The 16,900-nt window shown below is 62.6% G+C and carries 22 protein-coding genes; 8 read left to right on the top strand and 14 right to left on the bottom strand.

What is annotated here, in order from left to right; genetic code table 11:
* Nucleotides 1-175: 175 nt before the first annotated feature.
* Entirely contained in the window at nucleotides 176-427 is a 252-nt protein-coding gene (locus AB7951_RS09900; protein WP_120291985.1) for a hypothetical protein, read from the top strand.
* Here the strand turns inward: AB7951_RS09900 and AB7951_RS09895 are convergent.
* Nucleotides 424-1,263 (bottom strand): formyltransferase family protein, encoded by an 840-nt coding sequence (locus AB7951_RS09895; RefSeq protein WP_439061709.1) that lies wholly within the window; start codon nucleotides 1,261-1,263, stop codon nucleotides 424-426. The genes AB7951_RS09900 and AB7951_RS09895 overlap by 4 nt on opposite strands.
* Before the next feature lie 43 nt (nucleotides 1,264-1,306).
* Between AB7951_RS09895 and AB7951_RS09890 the strand changes: the two genes are divergently transcribed.
* Complete coding sequence (locus tag AB7951_RS09890) at nucleotides 1,307-1,768, top strand: hypothetical protein (protein WP_093761261.1); 462 nt, start codon at nucleotides 1,307-1,309, stop codon at nucleotides 1,766-1,768.
* A gap of 58 nt (nucleotides 1,769-1,826) precedes the next feature.
* Here AB7951_RS09890 and AB7951_RS09885 read toward each other — a convergent pair whose 3' ends face one another.
* Entirely contained in the window at nucleotides 1,827-2,135 is a 309-nt protein-coding gene (locus tag AB7951_RS09885; protein ID WP_093761259.1) for an NIPSNAP family protein, read from the bottom strand.
* Nucleotides 2,136-2,205: 70 nt separating this feature from the next.
* On the opposite strand from AB7951_RS09885, the gene AB7951_RS09880 reads away from it, so the two are divergent.
* The 4 genes from AB7951_RS09880 to AB7951_RS09865 all read left to right on the top strand — a co-directional run bounded on the left by AB7951_RS09880 (nucleotide 2,206) and on the right by AB7951_RS09865 (nucleotide 5,811).
* On the top strand, nucleotides 2,206-2,919 hold the full coding sequence (locus AB7951_RS09880; protein ID WP_439061710.1) for an ArsR/SmtB family transcription factor: 714 nt from the start codon (nucleotides 2,206-2,208) through the stop codon (nucleotides 2,917-2,919).
* A gap of 71 nt (nucleotides 2,920-2,990) precedes the next feature.
* On the top strand, nucleotides 2,991-3,998 hold the full coding sequence (locus AB7951_RS09875; protein WP_120291978.1) for an alpha/beta fold hydrolase: 1,008 nt from the start codon (nucleotides 2,991-2,993) through the stop codon (nucleotides 3,996-3,998).
* 187 nt (nucleotides 3,999-4,185) lie between these two features.
* Nucleotides 4,186-4,446, top strand: coding sequence for a GCG_CRPN prefix-to-repeats domain-containing protein (locus tag AB7951_RS09870; protein ID WP_089268198.1), 261 nt, complete (start codon nucleotides 4,186-4,188; stop codon nucleotides 4,444-4,446).
* 120 nt (nucleotides 4,447-4,566) lie between these two features.
* Nucleotides 4,567-5,811, top strand: coding sequence for a glycerophosphodiester phosphodiesterase family protein (locus tag AB7951_RS09865; protein ID WP_439061711.1), 1,245 nt, complete (start codon nucleotides 4,567-4,569; stop codon nucleotides 5,809-5,811).
* A gap of 9 nt (nucleotides 5,812-5,820) precedes the next feature.
* Here AB7951_RS09865 and AB7951_RS09860 read toward each other — a convergent pair whose 3' ends face one another.
* Nucleotides 5,821-6,453 (bottom strand): trimeric intracellular cation channel family protein, encoded by a 633-nt coding sequence (locus tag AB7951_RS09860; RefSeq protein ID WP_439061712.1) that lies wholly within the window; start codon nucleotides 6,451-6,453, stop codon nucleotides 5,821-5,823.
* Nucleotides 6,454-6,575: 122 nt separating this feature from the next.
* Here AB7951_RS09860 and AB7951_RS09855 point away from each other — a divergent pair, with 122 nt between their 5' ends.
* On the top strand, nucleotides 6,576-6,845 hold the full coding sequence (locus AB7951_RS09855) for a hypothetical protein (protein WP_139285956.1): 270 nt from the start codon (nucleotides 6,576-6,578) through the stop codon (nucleotides 6,843-6,845).
* A gap of 23 nt (nucleotides 6,846-6,868) precedes the next feature.
* On the opposite strand, the gene AB7951_RS09850 is transcribed toward AB7951_RS09855, so the two are convergent.
* The 3 genes from AB7951_RS09850 to AB7951_RS09840 all read right to left on the bottom strand — a co-directional run bounded on the left by AB7951_RS09850 (nucleotide 6,869) and on the right by AB7951_RS09840 (nucleotide 9,612).
* Nucleotides 6,869-7,180 (bottom strand): twin-arginine translocation (Tat), encoded by a 312-nt coding sequence (locus AB7951_RS09850; RefSeq protein ID WP_439061713.1) that lies wholly within the window; start codon nucleotides 7,178-7,180, stop codon nucleotides 6,869-6,871.
* 99 nt (nucleotides 7,181-7,279) lie between these two features.
* A complete protein-coding gene (locus tag AB7951_RS09845; RefSeq protein WP_244558592.1) occupies nucleotides 7,280-7,942 on the bottom strand; it encodes an alpha/beta hydrolase in 663 nt (220 codons plus the stop codon).
* 137 nt (nucleotides 7,943-8,079) lie between these two features.
* Nucleotides 8,080-9,612, bottom strand: a complete 1,533-nt coding sequence (locus AB7951_RS09840) for a carboxyl transferase domain-containing protein (RefSeq protein ID WP_441255770.1) — start codon at nucleotides 9,610-9,612, stop codon at nucleotides 8,080-8,082.
* A gap of 178 nt (nucleotides 9,613-9,790) precedes the next feature.
* Between AB7951_RS09840 and AB7951_RS09835 the strand changes: the two genes are divergently transcribed.
* Entirely contained in the window at nucleotides 9,791-10,249 is a 459-nt protein-coding gene (locus AB7951_RS09835; RefSeq protein ID WP_093761539.1) for a DUF4260 domain-containing protein, read from the top strand.
* Nucleotides 10,250-10,258: 9 nt separating this feature from the next.
* Here the strand turns inward: AB7951_RS09835 and AB7951_RS09830 are convergent, their stop codons facing one another.
* The 8 genes from AB7951_RS09830 to bluB form a co-directional block, all read right to left on the bottom strand.
* Complete coding sequence (locus tag AB7951_RS09830) at nucleotides 10,259-10,927, bottom strand: carboxymuconolactone decarboxylase family protein (protein ID WP_441255769.1); 669 nt, start codon at nucleotides 10,925-10,927, stop codon at nucleotides 10,259-10,261.
* A gap of 112 nt (nucleotides 10,928-11,039) precedes the next feature.
* Complete coding sequence (locus AB7951_RS09825) at nucleotides 11,040-12,269, bottom strand: HlyD family secretion protein (RefSeq protein WP_441255768.1); 1,230 nt, start codon at nucleotides 12,267-12,269, stop codon at nucleotides 11,040-11,042.
* Entirely contained in the window at nucleotides 12,262-12,711 is a 450-nt protein-coding gene (locus tag AB7951_RS09820; protein WP_441255767.1) for a hypothetical protein, read from the bottom strand. The genes AB7951_RS09825 and AB7951_RS09820 overlap by 8 nt, the downstream gene beginning before the upstream one ends.
* 240 nt (nucleotides 12,712-12,951) lie before the next feature.
* A complete protein-coding gene (locus AB7951_RS09815) occupies nucleotides 12,952-13,218 on the bottom strand; it encodes an EscU/YscU/HrcU family type III secretion system export apparatus switch protein (protein WP_441255766.1) in 267 nt (88 codons plus the stop codon).
* Nucleotides 13,215-14,951, bottom strand: a complete 1,737-nt coding sequence (fliK, locus tag AB7951_RS09810; RefSeq protein WP_441255765.1) for a flagellar hook-length control protein FliK — start codon at nucleotides 14,949-14,951, stop codon at nucleotides 13,215-13,217. Before fliK ends, AB7951_RS09815 begins: the two co-directional genes overlap by 4 nt.
* A gap of 57 nt (nucleotides 14,952-15,008) precedes the next feature.
* Entirely contained in the window at nucleotides 15,009-15,800 is a 792-nt protein-coding gene (locus AB7951_RS09805) for an ATP12 family protein (protein WP_441255764.1), read from the bottom strand.
* A 76-nt stretch (nucleotides 15,801-15,876) separates the two neighbouring features.
* A complete protein-coding gene (locus tag AB7951_RS09800) occupies nucleotides 15,877-16,200 on the bottom strand; it encodes a hypothetical protein (RefSeq protein WP_231080296.1) in 324 nt (107 codons plus the stop codon).
* 29 nt (nucleotides 16,201-16,229) lie between these two features.
* On the bottom strand, nucleotides 16,230-16,862 hold the full coding sequence (gene bluB / locus AB7951_RS09795; RefSeq protein ID WP_439062670.1) for a 5,6-dimethylbenzimidazole synthase: 633 nt from the start codon (nucleotides 16,860-16,862) through the stop codon (nucleotides 16,230-16,232).
* Nucleotides 16,863-16,900: the final 38 nt, after the last annotated feature.

Genomic DNA, 16,900 nt, shown 5'->3' with positions numbered 1-16,900 from the left:
GAGATGCTGAAACGTGTCGGGGAGCGATGGGTTCCAAAGCTTTTTCAGAAATATTTCGAAACGCTGCCTCTCAGCAAGGCAGCATCCCGCTAATAGCGCACCCGAAACGGAACATCGGCCTTTACGGGCCATTGCTGTCCGGTCACCCTGACAACATCAGGCATGGAGGACGGAAATGGATCAGAAGCTGAATACCTGGACGTCGCAGCCTGAACTCGCCGGCAACGATATGGTGCCGACGAATGACGGTTCCTATCATCCGGATTGCGGCGAAGAGCACGATCACAAGCCGACCAAGGCCATCATCGGCGTGGGACTACTCGTGGTGCTGAGTTTCCTGCTCTATGAATTCAACGGCAAGGTGTCCAAGACGCACACGTCAGCGAACCCGCCCGCGCAGCACCAGAGCTTCGCGGCTAACCGCTAGGCTTCGGCAGCTTCGTCCGCAATAGCGCTTTCAGTCTCGGGCGCGACGACCCGAAACTGGAAGCCGTGCAGACCGATCGTCGGCACGATGCCGAAATGGTCGGTGCCAAAGACTTTGACCCGATGCTGCAATTCGTCTTTCTCGATGCTTACAGGGATATCGCAGATCTGCTCATAGGCCTTACGTGTATGACGCGTGCTGCCCCAGCGCAGCGCCCGCTCGATCAGCGGCTCCGGCTGTGTGGCCAGAACGCGTGCCATCCGCCAGAAAGTCTGCACCAGCTTCGTATAGGCAATCTCTTCCAGACCCGCGACACTGATATCCGCCGGAATTGGGAACGCCTCGACATCCACGATCGGTCCGGCATCGACACGTGCAATCATGCGATGGACCGTGCAGCCGAAGTCGGTCGCATGATCGTAGAGCGCAAAATGTGCCGGGGCCCAGCCGGGATATTGCGGCGGACCCGGATGGAAATTGTAGGCGCCAAAGCCAAGCTGATCGAGCACCGCGCCGGGGACTATCACGCCGGTGGTGAACGAAATCATCCGCGCCCGGCGCAGCCAGTCGGGCTCGATCGCCGCCAGATCTTCAGCTGTGAAAACAGGAAGGACTGTAAGGGCCGGATTGTGACCACGGAGCAAAGTTGTGAAGACCGAGTGCTCAGCAGGACCCGTCAGGAGGATAATCGTATCGAACATTCGGGCTGCCACGCGCTTCTGCGAATCAATAATCGCCCCAGCGTCGCAGCCAGGCCTTAACATCTGATGAGCAGGCCCGATCACGCTGCATTGCCACATAGGACGTGGCTCTGGAATGCACAATCTCTGGAACATGCACCTCATCTGACGGTTGTCTGGCCGCACAGGAGGACACGACATGGCGAACATTCCCAATCCCAATGATCCGTATCGTCCAAATCCCGCCGATGACATCCGCAATCCTGCGCGGCTCGATAATGAGCTGCAGGCCGATCCCGAACTCGCGGAAGGGCCAGCCAGCGGTAGCCGCATGGCTATTTATGCACTTGGTATTGTTGTCTTGCTCGGCGCCGTATTCTACGGCCTGAACAATACATCGATGAATCCGGGCGACGCGACGAAGACCGCATCCCAATCCGCCCCGGCGACGCAGGACAGCACGCCAAAGGCGCCGGCGCCAACCAACAACGTCGCGGATTCCTATTCGAAGCCGCCAGTGGCTCCCGGCGTACGTGACGTGACGCCGACCAACAATCAGCCCGGTGTCACCACCGGTGCGGCACCTGCGCGACCGCAGGCCCCGCAATCGGCTCCGACCGGCACCGAGATCGACAGCTCGAAGGGCGGCGCGCCGAAGTAACGGCGCGACGGGCAGACAAAGCTGCGGACATCAATGCCCGCGGCTTTGTCGCGCATGACTATGCGGTCACCTGGCGCAGGAATGTGCGCTCTTCCGCCAGGATGAACTGGTGCTCCTCGGCCGACGCGAAATTCGCGACGCCGTCAGCGTCAGTGCGCAGTCTGGCGCGGTATGCCTCATAGGCCGCGAGACTTGGAAACGAGATCAGGCCGAATGCGATGTTGTTCGTTCCTTCATGCGGCATCCAATAGCCCTGCAGATCACCACCGCATTTGGGAATAATCGTCAGCCAGCGCTTGGCATAGGCCTCGAACAATGTGCGTTTGAACGGATCGATCTGATAGCGAATGAAGACAGTGATCGTCATGGCGGCTCCCTCTGCAGATACCTGGATATAGCCGCTTGCTCGACCGCAATACTTTGATTAGCGTCGAAGTATGAAAGCAGGCCCGGACATCGCCATGGTCGCTGCACTTGTTGGCGATCCTGCACGCGCCAATATGCTGACGGCACTCATGACAGGCCGTGCGTTGACTGCGAGCGAGCTCGCCCAGGAAGCCGGGATTACGGCGCCGACCGCGAGCTCACACCTCTCCAAGCTTGAAGCCGGCGGCCTGATCGAGCCGGAAAAACAAGGGCGCCATCGCTATTATCGCCTCACCGGGCCCGATGTCGCCGGTGTGCTGGAAGGTCTGGCCGGCCTGGCAGCCCGCGCGGGCCATCTCCGCGTTCGCACCGGGCCGAAAGAACCCGCGTTGCGCCGCGCACGGATTTGCTACGATCATCTCGCCGGCGATCTTGGCGTGCAGATGCTCGACAGTATGCGGGCACAGAAGCTGATCCGGCAGACCGAGCGGGTCATCGAACTCACGACTCAGGGCAGCCGGTTCGTTGCTGAAGAATTGAAGATAGATCCGGCGACGCTGGCGCATCCGCGCCGGCCGGTCTGCAAGGCCTGCCTCGACTGGAGCGAGCGGCGCCATCATCTGGCCGGCACACTCGGCGCCGCCATCATGATCTCATTTACTGCCATGAAATGGGCGGCTAGAGACCCCTCGCCCGGCAGCCGCGTGGTGCATTTCACCCGCAGCGGCGAGAAGCGCTTCGAGGCATTGTTCGGCACCACCGGCAACGCCATCCGGAAAACGTGAAGACGCCGGCTTACCTTCGCCGCAATGCAGCTTGAAACCGCGCCGGACCTTCCTTCTCCCGGAGCCCCCCGATGAACCGCCTGCTGCTCGCTGCGCTGATTGCAACCCTGCCGTTCACCTCATCGCAGGCGGCCGAGCCTCCTGCGGCGCGCGAGCCTTACGGCATCGGCCTCGAAGGCTTCCCTTACCCCTACCCCGTCAACATGCTGCCGCTGGTCAATGACGGCGAGCAGCTGCGCATGGCCTATATGGACGTGCCATCGACCAAGCCGAACGGCCGAACCGTGGTGCTATTGCACGGCCGCAATTTTCCATCGAGCTACTGGGCGCCGGTGATCGGCACGTTGAACGAAGCCGGCTACCGCGTCGTGGTCCCCGATCAGATCGGCTTCGGCAAATCATCGAAGCCATCAGGCGATCTGCATTTCGACAACCTTGCCCGCAACACTGTTGCGCTGATGGATCACCTCGGGATCGCGAAATTCGACATCGTCGCTCATTCCCTGGGCGGCATGTTGAGCGTGCGCATTGTCCGCGCTTATCCCGATCGTATCGATCACCTACTGCTCGCGGCGCCGATCGGGCTTGAGGACTATCGGTTCTATGTGCCACCGACACCAACCGAGAAGATCCTGGAGAACGAAGACAAGCTGACGGCGGAAGGTTACCGAAAGCAGCTTGAGGTGAACTATTCGCTGAAGATGCAGCCCGACCAGGTAACGCCCTTCATCGACGCGCGTTTCAACATCAAGGGATCGCCGGAATATCCGCGCTGGCTGCGCGCCTTCGTCAGTTCGGCGCAGCTCATTTATCGCGAGCCCGTGGTCCACGAAATTCCGCTGATCGCCCTGCCGACCCTGTTCATCATGGGCGCCGACGATCACAACGCACCGGGCAAGCCGAATGCGCCGGAAGCGTTGCGGCCAAAGATGGGCCAGAACGCCGATCTCGCCAAGGCGCTGGCGGCGAAGATGCCGAACGCGAAGGCCGAGGTGCTTCCGGACGCGGGCCATATCGTGTTTCTCGATGCACCGGCCAAATTCAACGAATTGATGCTGGGCTTCCTCGCGGCGAAGTAGCAACTGCCGCGCCCTGCTACGCGGATATCCCGAAACATTCATGCTGTATTCAGATCGAATCGGCTTAATCGTGCTGTGCAGCGTTGATCCCCAGCAATTTTCTTGCCCGTAAGAGTCCTGCAGCGGGTGATGCGATGCCATCATTATTCTCTGCGCCGCATCGCGGCACCATCGAGGGAGAACACGAATGAAGACGATCTTTGCGGCAGCCTTGTTTGCCGTTAGCGTCGGGGGCATCGGTGCCGCCAGCGCAATGCCTCTGGCTCCGCTGAGCGCTGCAGACACGGCAGGCGTGATCCAGGTCGCTCAGGGCTGCGGCCCCGGCTATGCCCGTGGTCCCTATGGCGGTTGCCGCCCGATGTTCCGCGGCCCGCCGCCGCGCGGCCCGGGTTACTGCCCCCCCGGCTTTTTCCGCAATCCCTACGGCCGCTGCATCCGCCGCTGGTGATCGCTGCACAATCCTAACGACGAAGACCCCGCCACTGGCGGGGTTTTTTGTTGCCCACGCGCCGGTTACAGCCGTCACACGAAGATGACAGAATGGCACTTCGCTATTCTGGAGATCGTCATGTCGCGCGCTTTGCGTCGTCTCATACTGGCCGGGCTGCTCGGCCTCTCATCGCTGACGACCGGCCGCGCCGACACCATCGCACTGCCCGAGCCACAGCTGGGTCCGCGGCCGTTCTATCTCGTCGACAAGATGAAAGACGGCCCGCTGAAGGCAAAGCTGAGCACCTGCACCGGGCCGTTTCGCAAGAGCGATTTCTCCATCGCCCATCGCGGCGCGCCGCTGCAATTTCCCGAGCATACACGGGAGTCCTATCTCGCTGCGGCGCGCATGGGCGCCGGCGTAATCGAATGCGACGTGACCTTTACGAAGGACCGCCAGTTGGTCTGCCGGCATTCGCAATGCGACCTGCATACGACAACGAACATCCTGTCGGTGCCATCGCTTGCAGCGAAGTGCACGCAACCCTTCAGCCCCGCCGATCCCGCCACCGGCAAGAAGGCGTCGGCAAAATGCTGTACCAGCGACATCACGCTGGCGGAGTTCAGGACGCTGACGGCGAAGATGGATGCCGCCAACACATCAGCGACCACCGTTGCGGACTATCAGAACGGCACGCCGCGCTGGCGCACCGACCTCTATGCCAGCTCGGGCACGCTGATGACCCATGCGGAAAGCATCGCGCTGATCAAGAGCCTCGGCGCCAAATTCACGCCGGAGCTGAAGGCTCCAGAGGTGCCGATGCCGTTCGACGGCGATTATAGTCAGGAGAAATACGCGACCCAGATGCTCGACGAATATCGCGCCGCCGGCATTCCGCCTGGCGACGTATTTGCCCAGAGCTTCGATCTCAACGACATCAAGTTCTGGATCCGCACCGCGCCGGAATTCGGCGCGCGGGCGGTCTATCTCGACGGCCGCTATGAAACACCGGGTTTCGATCACATGCGCGCGGAAACGTGGAAACCGTCGATGGCCGAACTCAAGGCTGCCGGTGTCAAGATTCTCGCACCGCCGATCTACATGCTGCTGACGCTTGATGGCACCAACAAGATCGTGCCCTCCCCTTATGCCAAGGCAGCGCGCGACGCAGGGCTCGATCTGATCACCTGGTCGCTGGAGCGCGATGGGCCGCTCGCAAACGGCGGCGGTTTCTTCCATCGCTCGGTCAAACCCGCCATCGACCGCGATGGCGACACGCTGACGGTGCTGGACGTACTGGCGAAGGACGTCGGCGTCCGCGGCGTGTTTTCCGACTGGCCGGCGACCACGACCTTCTATGCCAGCTGCATGGGACTGCGCTGATAGCAGGCGCTATTTGGTGTCGCTGTCATAGACGAATTTCGGCATTTCCAGCTTCAGCCGGATTGCCAGCAGGCGGAACGTCAGTCCGATAACGGCGGCAACGAGCGTCACCAGATCGGGACTGAATCCGTATTTGATGCCGCCGATATAGAGAAGCCCCGTGACGATCGAGACGCTCGCATAGAGTTCGGCGCGAAACAGCAGCGGCACGTCGTTGCACAGCACGTCGCGGAGCACGCCGCCGACGCAGCCGGTGATCATCCCGGCCACGACCACGATCAGCAGCGGCTGATCCATCGCGAGCGCGATGTTGCAGCCCATGATGGTGAAAACCACGAGACCGATGGCATCGAGCACCAGAAACAGCGCGTGGAAGCGATGCACCACGCGCGCAAGCCCGATGGTCACCAGCGCCGCACCGCCGGTCAGCAGCAGCAGATACGGGCTCTTCACCCACCACAGCGGATAGTGCCCGAGCAGCATGTCGCGCACCGAACCACCGCCGAGCGCAGTGATGCAACCGAGCATGGCAACGCCGAGCCAGTCCATCTTGCGCCGTCCGGCCGCCAGCGCAGCCGTCATCGCTTCGGCAACGAGCGCGATCATGGCAAGCGGAAACAGCAGGGCTTCGGTATGGGGCATGGGACTCGTCGGCAGCGGATGACGGCGACCTGTAACACAAATCCGTGCATGCGGTGACCGGCGGCGGACAAATCCCCGCCATCTTCCTGAGCCTCCATCACAACCTCACAGCAGGAGGTGTCATGACCCGTCTGTTTCTCACTTTCCCCATTCTACTCATGGCTGGCGCGGCCATGGCGGAGGACGCGCGGCTGTCGATGCCCTATTACGGCAGTGCCACCATGAATGCCGATGACAGCCTGGTGCTGCATTTCACCCGCACGGTGGACGGCAAACCGGCTGACGGCTCGCAGACCTTTGCCCCCGGCGATCGCAGCTATGACAACGTGCGTCGCCATCTGAGCGGCATTGAACCCGGCCAGACCAAACCGCTGACGCCCTGGAGAGACTGAGCGTCAGCACAAACGGGCTTGCCCTACCAGTACCGGCGGCGCCAGTACCGACGACGGACCCGATAACGGCGACGCCAGCCCCAATGCCGGCGGCGATAACCCCAGAAACGACGCCGACGCCAGCCGCGGCGACGCCACTGGACTTGCTCGGGCTGGAGACGATCGACGTCGTCCTGCGACGCCACCGCGGCTTGAGGTTCTGTGTCCAGTTTGTGGTTGTCGAGCGGATTGGCCGGCAGCAGCGGCGCGGCCTGAGCCTGCGTGATGGTCTGAGCGGCCAAGCCGACGCCCGCGGCAAAGCCGAAGGCGATCTTCAGAAAATGACGGCGTTCCATCGCGATCCCTCCTGATATCCGTGAGGAGATCAGGATCGGACCCGCGGCATGAATGGAAACTGAATGTGCGTGGGAACTCACACATTTGGCATCTCGCCGTTATCGAAAGCCGACGGCCAATCCGACGACCTGACCGTCGAGGCCGCTGAAGCCGTGATATCCCCGCGCCTCGCACGGATCACCGTCATTGCGTCCGCCGCTCAGCCACGCCACGCGAGCGCGCCCGACCGACCATTTGACGAACGGATCGACGCCGGCCGGCGCGGTAAACTTGCAGCCGTCATTGCGATGATGGATGACCAGCGTGCGCGGCAATGCCGAGGGCGAGCCGATAATCGACATCACATTGCTGCCACTACCCGATTCCGCACTGAGAAAGCCCGAGGTCAGCACCAGCGCATCCGGCCGCGCGCCCCGCGCGATCCCCTCGGCGGCACGCTGGGTGCCGCGACTGGTCGCCACCACCGTCACCGGACGCTTGATCGCGGCCATGTATTGCACCGCGCTCGACAGATCGGTCCCAGCATCCACCACCAGCACCGCCAGCCCCCGCGCCGCATAGGCGCCGCGGGTCCGCACCAGCTGATTGCCCTTCAGCCCGTTGATCTCGCCATGCTCTCCCGGGCTGATGGCGCCGCTGCCGCCCGGCATCAGGATCACGCTGGCGCGCGGCGATGCGGGTTTGATGAGCACGGCGCGTGAGCCACCGACGGTGACGGTTTCGTCGGCAAGAGCGCCGGTGCTCGCGAGGCCAACGAGCATGGCAAGAATGCTGAAGATCCGGCTACGGGCTTTCATCATCATGCGCATCCTCGCAGGTCCTTGTCAGAGACGAATGCTACCATAAAGAAAGGACATCAACGTCGACCGCTATGGCGTCATTGATGAACCTAGTCCCCTCACAACGGCATATTGTCGTGCTTCTTCATCGGCACTTCCAGATGCTTGTCCTTCAGCATCGCCAGCGCCCTGGCGATGCGCTTGCGGGTGGAGTGCGGCATGATCACGTCGTCGATATAGCCGCGCTCGGCGGCGACGAAGGGTGACAGGAAGCGGTCTTCATATTCCTTGGTGCGCGCGGCGATCTTGTCGGCGTCGCCGATGTCCTGACGGAAGATGATCTCCACCGCGCCCTTGGCGCCCATCACCGCGATCTGCGCCGTCGGCCACGCATAGTTCATGTCGGCGCCGATTTCCTTCGAGGCCATCACGTCGAAGGCGCCGCCATAGGCCTTCCGGGTGATCACGGTCACCAGGGGGACGGTGCACTGGCTGTAGGCGAACAGCAGCTTGGCGCCGTGCTTGATGAGGCCGCCATATTCCTGCGCGGTGCCCGGCAGGAAGCCCGGCACGTCCACAAAGGTCACGATCGGAATGTTGAAGGCGTCGCAGAACCGCACGAAGCGCGCGGCCTTGCGCGAGGCGTCGCTGTCGAGCACGCCGGCCAGCACCATCGGCTGGTTGGCGACGAAGCCCACAGTCTTGCCGGCAATGCGACCGAAGCCGGTGACGATGTTCTTGGCGAAGGTCTCGGCGATCTCGAAGAAGTCACCCTCGTCCACGACCTTGAGGATCAGCTCCTTCATGTCGTAGGGCTTGTTCGGATTGTCGGGGATCAGCGTGTCCAGCGACAGGTCGGTACGCTCGATATCGTCAAAGCTCGGCCATTCCGGCACGCCTTCGGTGTTGTTGGCGGGCAGGAAGTCGATCAGCCGGCGCATCTGCAACAGCGTCTCGACATCGTTCTCGAAGGCGCCGTCGGCGATCGAGGATTTCGTCGCATGCACGCTGGCGCCGCCGAGCTCCTCGGCGGTGACGACCTCGTTGGTCACGGTCTTCACCACGTCGGGACCGGTGACGAACATGTAGCTGGTGTTCTTCACCATGAAGATGAAGTCGGTCATGGCCGGCGAGTAGACATCGCCGCCGGCGCAGGGGCCCATGATGACCGAGATCTGCGGGATCACGCCCGAGGCCTGCACGTTGCGGCGGAACACGTAGGAATAGCCCGCGAGGGCCGCGACGCCCTCCTGGATGCGCGCGCCGCCGGCGTCATAGAGGCCGATGATCGGCGCCCGCGCCTTCATCGCCATGTCCTGCAGCTTGGTGATCTTGAGCGCATGGGTCTCGGACAGCGAGCCACCGAACACGGTAAAATCCTTGGCGAAGACGAAGGTCTTGCGGCCGTTCACGGTGCCCCAGCCGGTGACAACGCCGTCGCCGGGAATCCTGGACTTTTCCATGCCAAATTCCACGGAGCGGTGTTCGACGAACATGTCGAATTCCTCGAAAGACCCCTTGTCGAGCAGAAGCTCGATGCGCTCGCGGGCGGTCAGCTTGCCCTTGCTGTGCTGCGACTCGATTCGCTTCTCGCCGCCGCCCAGTTTGGCGCCCGCGCGACGCGCTTCGAGGGTGTCCAGGATGTCTTTCATGTGCTCCAGCCCGTCAATGTCACGTGTTATCGCCCGCGGCGACCGCAGGGTTTGGGCGAGGTTCTAGCATGGGGTTTTCGGCGGTGGAAACGCCCATCAGGAAGGGTTGAATCCCCCAAAATCGCATGGCGCCGGCGACGATCCTGCCTATATCGGGTCAGACAAGGGAGAGCGCCGGATGACCAATATCGTGATCAATGAAAACAGTGGCGCAGCCACGGGTGGCGTACGCGATCTGCTGCGCTGGGAAGGCGTGGCGCTGTTTGTCGGAATGACGCTGTTCTACTGGATCTCGGGCGCGCCCTGGCAGATCTACGCCCTGTTTTTCTTCGTCCCGGACCTCAGCATGCTGGCCTATCTGGCCGGCCCGCGGATCGGCGCTGGGGTCTATAATCTGGTGCATGCGACCATCGCGCCGCTGCTGCTCGCGCTGGCCGGTATCGCCACCGCCGAGCCGATCGCCGGTTCGATCGCACTGGTCTGGTTCGCCCATATCGGCTTCGACCGCGCGCTCGGCTACGGCCTCAAATACGACGCCGGTTTCCGCTTCACCCATCTCGGCCGCATCGGCAAGGATGCGACCGCACCGGCCACGGCGGAAAACCCGACAACCGGCAACCCGATCAAGGCTGCCTGACGCGCGGCCTCATGGCTCGCCGGGCTTGAACGGCGCCTCCTTGCCGGGCGGAGTGCTCTCCTCGGCCATCGCCAGCAACATCGCCACCATCACGTAATTGCCGGCCACGGCCGTGAGATCGACCATCTGCTGATCGTTGAAGATCTTCTTGGCGCGCGTATAGGTCTCGTCGGAGACCTTGTGCGTGGTCGTCAGCTCGGTGACGAAGTCGTAGACCGTCGCCTCATCCTCCGCCATGTTCGCGGGCCGCTTGTTGGCCTTGAGATCGGCGATGATATCGGGCGACAGCCCGGCCTTCTGCGCCAGCGGTGCATGCGCGAACCATTCGACCTGCGATCGCCATTGCCGGCCGATGATGATGATCGCGAATTCGTTGAGCTTGACGGGAACGGACGTGTCCCAGCGCAGATACGCGAACAGATCAAACAGCTTTTGCCCGAGCACCGGGCTGCGCATCATCGGATTATAGGGACCGGCGAGCCCCACGCTTGAGACCTTCATCACCTGCTCGCCGAGCGGCTTCTGCCTGGCGTCGAGCTGATCCATGGTGAGCTGCGGAAAACGCGGCTCCTTGCTGGTGGCAGGCTGGGCAAACATGGTGGCGGCAAACCAGCCACTGGCCGCTGCAACTGCAAGCGACGACAGTCCGATGGACGACATCCAGAGCGTCGATTTCATGATTTCCTCCGTGAGCTTTTTTATTGTTCACGGAGGCTAGTTCAACGGGCATAACAGCGCCAGTTCCGAAGCGTCCCGGAATAGCCATGTCGCCACGCAAGACGAGCTGAGCTCAGTGCCCGCTCATCACCAGCGTCTTGACTGGAAGCAACAACGCCTGGATCCGCAGCAACATCGCGTGGACGACCCCAACGGCATCGACGGCATGAAGCGCCAGCCACTTGAAAGAGCCGATCCCCTTCGCGGCGATGGCGTCATGATTGCTGGTATAGGCATTGACGATACAACTGCTGCCAGGCGTCACGCCGTCAAGGCCGCCTTGATAGATCGGCTCCAGGAACGTGAGGATGGTGCCCGGCGCGCGGACTTGCTGCGCTTCCACCAACTGCTCGCCGCCGCGGAACTGACCGGCCGCGATATAGTTCTGGACGCCGGTCACCACCATTGGGATGACGGTCCACGGCTTCGAAATACAGGTCGCCTCGGCAACCATGCCGACCTTCATCACCTGCGCTTCGATCTGCCCGAATCCTGCCGAGAGCACGCGGCCCGCATTCTCCGGAATGAGAATGCCCGCCGATCGCATGACGGGATTGACGACATCGCCAACGCGGAGCGTGAACTGCTCGACGCGCCCGTCCACGCCTGCGCGAATGAACGTCTTGTCGAGATCGACTTGCGCCTCCGCGAGTGCCGCCTGCGCGCTGGCCTTCTCCGCCGGCAGCAGCGCGGAGATACGCGTCATCGCGGATTGTCGCGCGGCCATGGCCGCATCAAGCGCCCCCTGGCGGCCGGTCAGCAGCACCTCAAGTTTCTCGATATCGCGTTGCGGCACCATGCCGGGATTGCGCTTCTGCAGCTCACGCTTGGTATCGAGTTCGTCCGAGGTCTGCTGATAAGACCCCTTGGCCTCCTGCGCCTGTCCTTCAGCCTTCAGAATATCGGCCTGCGCCGCCAGCATGGCTGCATCGACCTCGGCAATCTTGCGCCGCGCGGTCTCCATCGACGCTTCCTGCTTGGCGTTATCGAGCCGGAAGATCACGTCGCCTTTCCTGACCGGGGCACTGAACTCAACGTGCACCTCCGCTACCCGGCCATTGACCTCGGGAAGGATCGGCACGGTCCGATAGAACAAGGTCGCGCTTGTCGTAGATGGATGAAAATAGAAGATCACCGTGATCAGAGCGACCGTCAGCATCACGCAGGCTGTGATCCCCCATCTGAGTTCGAACCACACGGAATAAAACGTGATCTCGCGCCCCAGGCGCTTGCCTTGTCTGTAGCGGCGATAGAGATAATCCGGAAAAACCGTTAGCAGTGAACAGAGGAGAAGCTCAAGCATGACCATGCCCTCCGGCTTCGCCGGGACGGCTCGATATTTCCGCCGTGATGGGGCGCGATGGCGCTTCAGCGGACAGCTCGGTGGCTTCGCTGGTAGCATCACCGTTGGCAATCTTCTGAACCGATCCCGCGATGCTGCGCAGTGGCGTGCTGAAATCCGGCAAATCGATCATCGCCAGTAACAGCCCGACCACCCAGAACAGATGGATATGGGTGAACAATGCGAGCAGGCCCAGCACGGCGACGATTTCAAACTGCAGCTTCTGCGATTTGTGCGCCATGCGCTCAGGCATGCTGTGCAGACGCAGATACAGATTGCCCGCTATCATGACGGCGACGATCAGAAAGATTCCGACCACGACCATGAGCATGTCAGTCTCGCCGGGAGCGGTAATGAAACCAGGCAGATGATGTGGAGCGTTTGGATGCAGCGTCTCACTCACATGATCCCCCATTCCAACAGCGTCAGGCGAGCACTAGGCTTTCCCGGGTTTCATAGTTGCACAATGCTGGAACTTGGCAAGCATCAGCTTGTGCGCGATAGGAAATGCGCTGCAACAAATCTACATTCATACCGGGCGGACTGAGCGTTGATAGCTCGCGGATGCGAGATCACCAGCCTTGAAAGACCGGCGCAAAACAGTCACCAACGCGTTGACGACTATCGTCGCCGGATAGCGCGGCTAGTGCGCGCGGCCCGACAGCCTGAGCACGAAGACGAGCACTTCGGCAACGGCCTTGTAGAGCTCGGCCGGAATTTCATCGCCGAGCTCTACATTGGAGAGTGCACCAGCCAGCACTTCGTTTTCCTCGATCGGAATGTCGTGGGCCTTGGCGACCTCGATGATTTTCTCACCGATCGCGCCCTTACCTTTCGCGGTGACAACAGGCGCGCCGGTCTTGTCGTAATGCAGCGCGACGACGAGCGATCTTTTAGGCTGCACGATCATAGCGCGCGATCCAGAAAATGCCCCGCCGATGCCGGTGCGGGCTGCATCGGTGCGCCCTCGCGGACCACGATATCGCCGGGCTGCAGATTGGCGCGGATCAGCGCCTGATTGAGCTGCGCCGTCCCGGCTTGCAATTGCAGTGCCGTCGCCGGCCGTTCCGCCCACATCCGCACCGAGGTCTTGTCGCCGGTCAGCGAGACCAGCGCATGGACCGGGCCAGCGGGCTCGACATCGAGCGAAAAGCGCGCACGCCAGACCTGCTTGGCCGCTTCAGCCTCGCTGCCATTGCCGCCATCACGCGAAATCTCGAACTGCGCCATTGCGGTGCCGGCCGGCACCGCAAACGGAATTTCGAAACTCCAGCGCGGCGATGCCTGATCGAGCCGCGGCGCTGCAAGACCGTCCGCGCGATCCGGCAAGGATGCCACCTGCAGCAGGGTCAGGCGCGCCAGCGCCGCATCGGTATCCGCGAGCAGATGATGCACGGTGGTGCCCAGCGGCGCATTTGCCGGGAGTGTCGGCAAAGCCATCGGCTGTGCCGTCGGCAACCCGCCGCGCAACGGCGGCGGCGGCAGGGTGTTGCGCGCGATGTTCGTTTCGGCACCCGGCTGGCCCGCTGGCGCCTTCGTAGCGGGCAGCAGATCCATCATCATGCTGTCGTCGAACACCAGCGATGCCGCACTACCCATGCCCTTGGGAGCCGTCTGCAGCGCGTCGCGAAGCAAGTTGAACGCGGCCCGGTTCGCCGTCAGTTGTGCAGCCGCTTCGGGGGCTTTTGCCACGGCCGGCGCGCTTTGAGCCACAACATCGAGCACGGGCTGGTCTGCGGCGAGAAGTCCAGCCTGCTGCAGCGGATCGTTCTCGATGCTGGCCTTGGGCAACATGGCCGCGGTCACTGCAGCGGCTTGCGCCTGCTGTGCGGTGACCTGCGCCACGACATTGGGGAGCGCGTTTGCCAATGTCGATGCTGGCTGCTCCGGCGTAGCCACCGGTGTCGTTGCATTCGCCGTCGCTGGCGTTGTGCTCTGGGTCGGACTCGCTGTGGCGAGCGTGGTCGCCAACGCCTGGCGCAACACGATCAATGCCGCCTTCATATCGGGCAGCCCGCCTTGCGGCAGAGATCCCTTGGCCAGCGATGATTCCAGAAACAGGCCGGAATTCTGGAACGCCGATTTGACTTCCTCGCCGGTGAGCTGGGCGTCGAGCGGCGGGCGCTGCGCCAGTACCTGCGCGACCGCCTGCTGCAACTGCTGCGGCAGCCCCTTCAGCGAGGTGGCGGCTCCGAGATTGGCAAACAGCGTGGCCAAGCTCGCCTGCTGCGTCACGGCACTTTGCGTGGCGGTGGACACCGCCTGTGCTTCCAGCGATGTCAGCTGGATCTTGGAAGTGGCAATCGCATTGGCGAGATTGATTGGCACGTCTGGCGCGAGCGTCACATTGCCGGAAGATGCGCCCCCCGCCTGCCCTGCACCCGTATTCTGCGGCGTGACGACGGCAAGCTGGACATTGCCGTTGTCCGTCTTCGACACTGCGAATTGCAGCACCTGCCCGGCCTGCAACGGCACCTGCGATTGCACGTCGATCGTGCTGTGCCCGATGGCGATACGGACCTGATTGTCTGGCGAGACCGACAGCACGCGGCCGGCAATCACGCTACCGGGCTGAAACGCGACTTCGCTCGCCACGCCCTGCGCGGAGACAACCGGTAAGATCGAGTTGACGGGAGTCGGCATGGTGAGCGGCACCGGACAATGGTGCAGCCACGCTAGTTAACGGTTGTTAACTTCCGATTAACCCGCTGACGGTGCGACCGCCTTCAGCACCAGCACGGCAGCCTTGAAATCCACCTGCCGCGCCGCACGCCGCGCAGCGACTTCCTCATCGAGGCCCCACTTCTCGATATTCCAGTCCTCGTCGACAAAGGCGGCGGTCCAGACCTGATCGGCATTCAGATGGCCATGGAGCAGCGCCAGCGCAAGCAGCGCCGAACCGGTGATCGTCGTCACCAGATGCAGCGCGGCGATCGCCCATGGATCGCTCGGCAGCGCCGCACGGGCAGATGCGATGGCCTGTTCGGGCTGGCTGACATGCACGATGCCCTCAGCCAGGATAAAATGCGCGCCGAGATCATCGGCAGCCCAGAACAAGACAGGGTCCCATGCCGCAGCCTCGCGCGCGATAAGCGCCTCGGGATAGCCCGCGCGATAGAACAGCAGATCGGTGCCGAAGTATTTGGCCATATCGTCAGCCACCGCCAGGGTCTGCGCCTCGTCGCGGATCGCATCGATCACGCTGTTGGCGAGGCGCGTCACCGGCATGCTCGTGGGGTCGATGACATCCTGCTGCGCATCCCATTCCGCGACCATGACTTCGGCAATGGCTGATGTAGGAACGACCAGCGGATGGCGCGACGGCGTGCGTACGGTCTTGTCGTCGAGCATGATGGCAAAGCCATCCGGCGTCTCGCTCATCCCAACGGTCTTGTAGAAGCGCTTGCGCTGCGGACCACGCGTCGACCGTCGCACCGCCTCTTGCGGATCGAGCTGCGACTGGCCGTACACTTCGTCAAACAATTCACGCATCGATGGTCTCAATTCCTATTCGCCAGCCGTCAATTTACGCGACAGACGGGCGCCACGCGAGACCAAATCGCTCGTGTCAGCGATTGGCACAGGCCCGCGAATAGGTCGCACGATCATTCGGGCCGAGACCCGCAGCGGCCCCGTCCTGAAGGCAGTCGGTGATGCGATCACTGAAGGAGCGCCGCGCCTGCGGCACATTCTGTTGTCGTGGCAGATCGCCGAGTTGCGGCACGACAGGTACTTCTATCCGCGGCGGTGGCGGTGCGGGCGGCAGTGGCGTGATCAAAGCCGGGTTGCCGGGCACTCCGATAACCTGCGCGACCGCAGGCGCAGCAGAGAGCGCCGCCGCAACGGCGACCAACAGAGCGAATGGGATGGAGCGATGTCTCATTCGTCTCATGTTGTCACGATCCCGTATCGCATCAAGTGTCAGCGCCGGACAATGTGATCCGCTGCCGAATGACGGCGTTCCCATCCGGCGCGCTCGAGTTCCGGCCGATCGTCGTCGATCTCCGGATAACCGATGCAGAAATAGCCGATCAACCGCCAGTCACGAGGTATATCGAGTGTCACGGCAATCGCAGCAGGATCGAGGATCGAGACCCAGCCCATGCCGATGCCTTCAGCGCGCGCGGCAAGCCACATGGTTGCGATCGCCGTCACCACCGAATAGTCCGCCATCTCCGGCATGGTGCGGCGGCCAAGGCCGTGGCCAACATCCGTCGCGTGGTCTGCAAATACCGCGAGGTGGCATGGCGCTTCGCGCAGACCGGCGAGCTTGAGCGTCGCATAGCTCTGCGCGAGTTCGCCGGTATAGGCGCTCAACGCCTCGGCATTGCAGGCGCTGAAATTCTCCAGCACCGCCTGACGACGTGACGCATCGTCGACGATGACAAAGCGCCATGGCTGGCTCAGGCCCACCGAAGGCGCGAGGCACGCGGTATCGAGCAGGCGATCGAGAAAGCCCGCAGGCGGTGGATCGGACTTGAAGCGCCTGATATCGCGGCGCCACACAAACAGATCATGCAGACGCGCGCGAAACGCGGCGTCGAAATCGGGCACGTCGGCGGTTGCCGACGTCGCGCACGGGATGTTGTCGG

Source organism: Tardiphaga sp. 285_C5_N1_2, assembly GCF_052076065.1.
Lineage (GTDB): Bacteria > Pseudomonadota > Alphaproteobacteria > Rhizobiales > Xanthobacteraceae > Tardiphaga > Tardiphaga robiniae.
This window is presented reverse-complemented; position numbering and strand designations above follow the sequence as displayed.

What these genes read in the sequence shown, in the direction of transcription:
- fliK (WP_441255765.1), bottom strand. Translation starts at nt 14,951, where the DNA reads ATGCCGACTCCCGTCAACTCGATCTTACCGGTTGTCTCCGCGCAGGGC.
- AB7951_RS09870 (WP_089268198.1), top strand. Translation starts at nt 4,186, where the DNA reads ATGAAGACGATCTTTGCGGCAGCCTTGTTTGCCGTTAGCGTCGGGGGC.
- AB7951_RS09885 (WP_093761259.1), bottom strand. Translation starts at nt 2,135, where the DNA reads ATGACGATCACTGTCTTCATTCGCTATCAGATCGATCCGTTCAAACGC.
- AB7951_RS09815 (WP_441255766.1), bottom strand. Translation starts at nt 13,218, where the DNA reads ATGATCGTGCAGCCTAAAAGATCGCTCGTCGTCGCGCTGCATTACGAC.
- AB7951_RS09865 (WP_439061711.1), top strand. Translation starts at nt 4,567, where the DNA reads ATGTCGCGCGCTTTGCGTCGTCTCATACTGGCCGGGCTGCTCGGCCTC.
- AB7951_RS09830 (WP_441255769.1), bottom strand. Translation starts at nt 10,927, where the DNA reads ATGAAATCGACGCTCTGGATGTCGTCCATCGGACTGTCGTCGCTTGCA.
- AB7951_RS09880 (WP_439061710.1), top strand. Translation starts at nt 2,206, where the DNA reads ATGAAAGCAGGCCCGGACATCGCCATGGTCGCTGCACTTGTTGGCGAT.
- AB7951_RS09805 (WP_441255764.1), bottom strand. Translation starts at nt 15,800, where the DNA reads ATGCGTGAATTGTTTGACGAAGTGTACGGCCAGTCGCAGCTCGATCCG.
- AB7951_RS09850 (WP_439061713.1), bottom strand. Translation starts at nt 7,180, where the DNA reads ATGGAACGCCGTCATTTTCTGAAGATCGCCTTCGGCTTTGCCGCGGGC.
- AB7951_RS09840 (WP_441255770.1), bottom strand. Translation starts at nt 9,612, where the DNA reads ATGAAAGACATCCTGGACACCCTCGAAGCGCGTCGCGCGGGCGCCAAA.
- AB7951_RS09875 (WP_120291978.1), top strand. Translation starts at nt 2,991, where the DNA reads ATGAACCGCCTGCTGCTCGCTGCGCTGATTGCAACCCTGCCGTTCACC.
- AB7951_RS09835 (WP_093761539.1), top strand. Translation starts at nt 9,791, where the DNA reads ATGACCAATATCGTGATCAATGAAAACAGTGGCGCAGCCACGGGTGGC.
- AB7951_RS09860 (WP_439061712.1), bottom strand. Translation starts at nt 6,453, where the DNA reads ATGCCCCATACCGAAGCCCTGCTGTTTCCGCTTGCCATGATCGCGCTC.
- AB7951_RS09890 (WP_093761261.1), top strand. Translation starts at nt 1,307, where the DNA reads ATGGCGAACATTCCCAATCCCAATGATCCGTATCGTCCAAATCCCGCC.
- AB7951_RS09800 (WP_231080296.1), bottom strand. Translation starts at nt 16,200, where the DNA reads ATGAGACGAATGAGACATCGCTCCATCCCATTCGCTCTGTTGGTCGCC.
- AB7951_RS09900 (WP_120291985.1), top strand. Translation starts at nt 176, where the DNA reads ATGGATCAGAAGCTGAATACCTGGACGTCGCAGCCTGAACTCGCCGGC.
- AB7951_RS09855 (WP_139285956.1), top strand. Translation starts at nt 6,576, where the DNA reads ATGACCCGTCTGTTTCTCACTTTCCCCATTCTACTCATGGCTGGCGCG.
- AB7951_RS09825 (WP_441255768.1), bottom strand. Translation starts at nt 12,269, where the DNA reads ATGCTTGAGCTTCTCCTCTGTTCACTGCTAACGGTTTTTCCGGATTAT.
- AB7951_RS09845 (WP_244558592.1), bottom strand. Translation starts at nt 7,942, where the DNA reads ATGCTCGTTGGCCTCGCGAGCACCGGCGCTCTTGCCGACGAAACCGTC.
- AB7951_RS09895 (WP_439061709.1), bottom strand. Translation starts at nt 1,263, where the DNA reads ATGTTCCAGAGATTGTGCATTCCAGAGCCACGTCCTATGTGGCAATGC.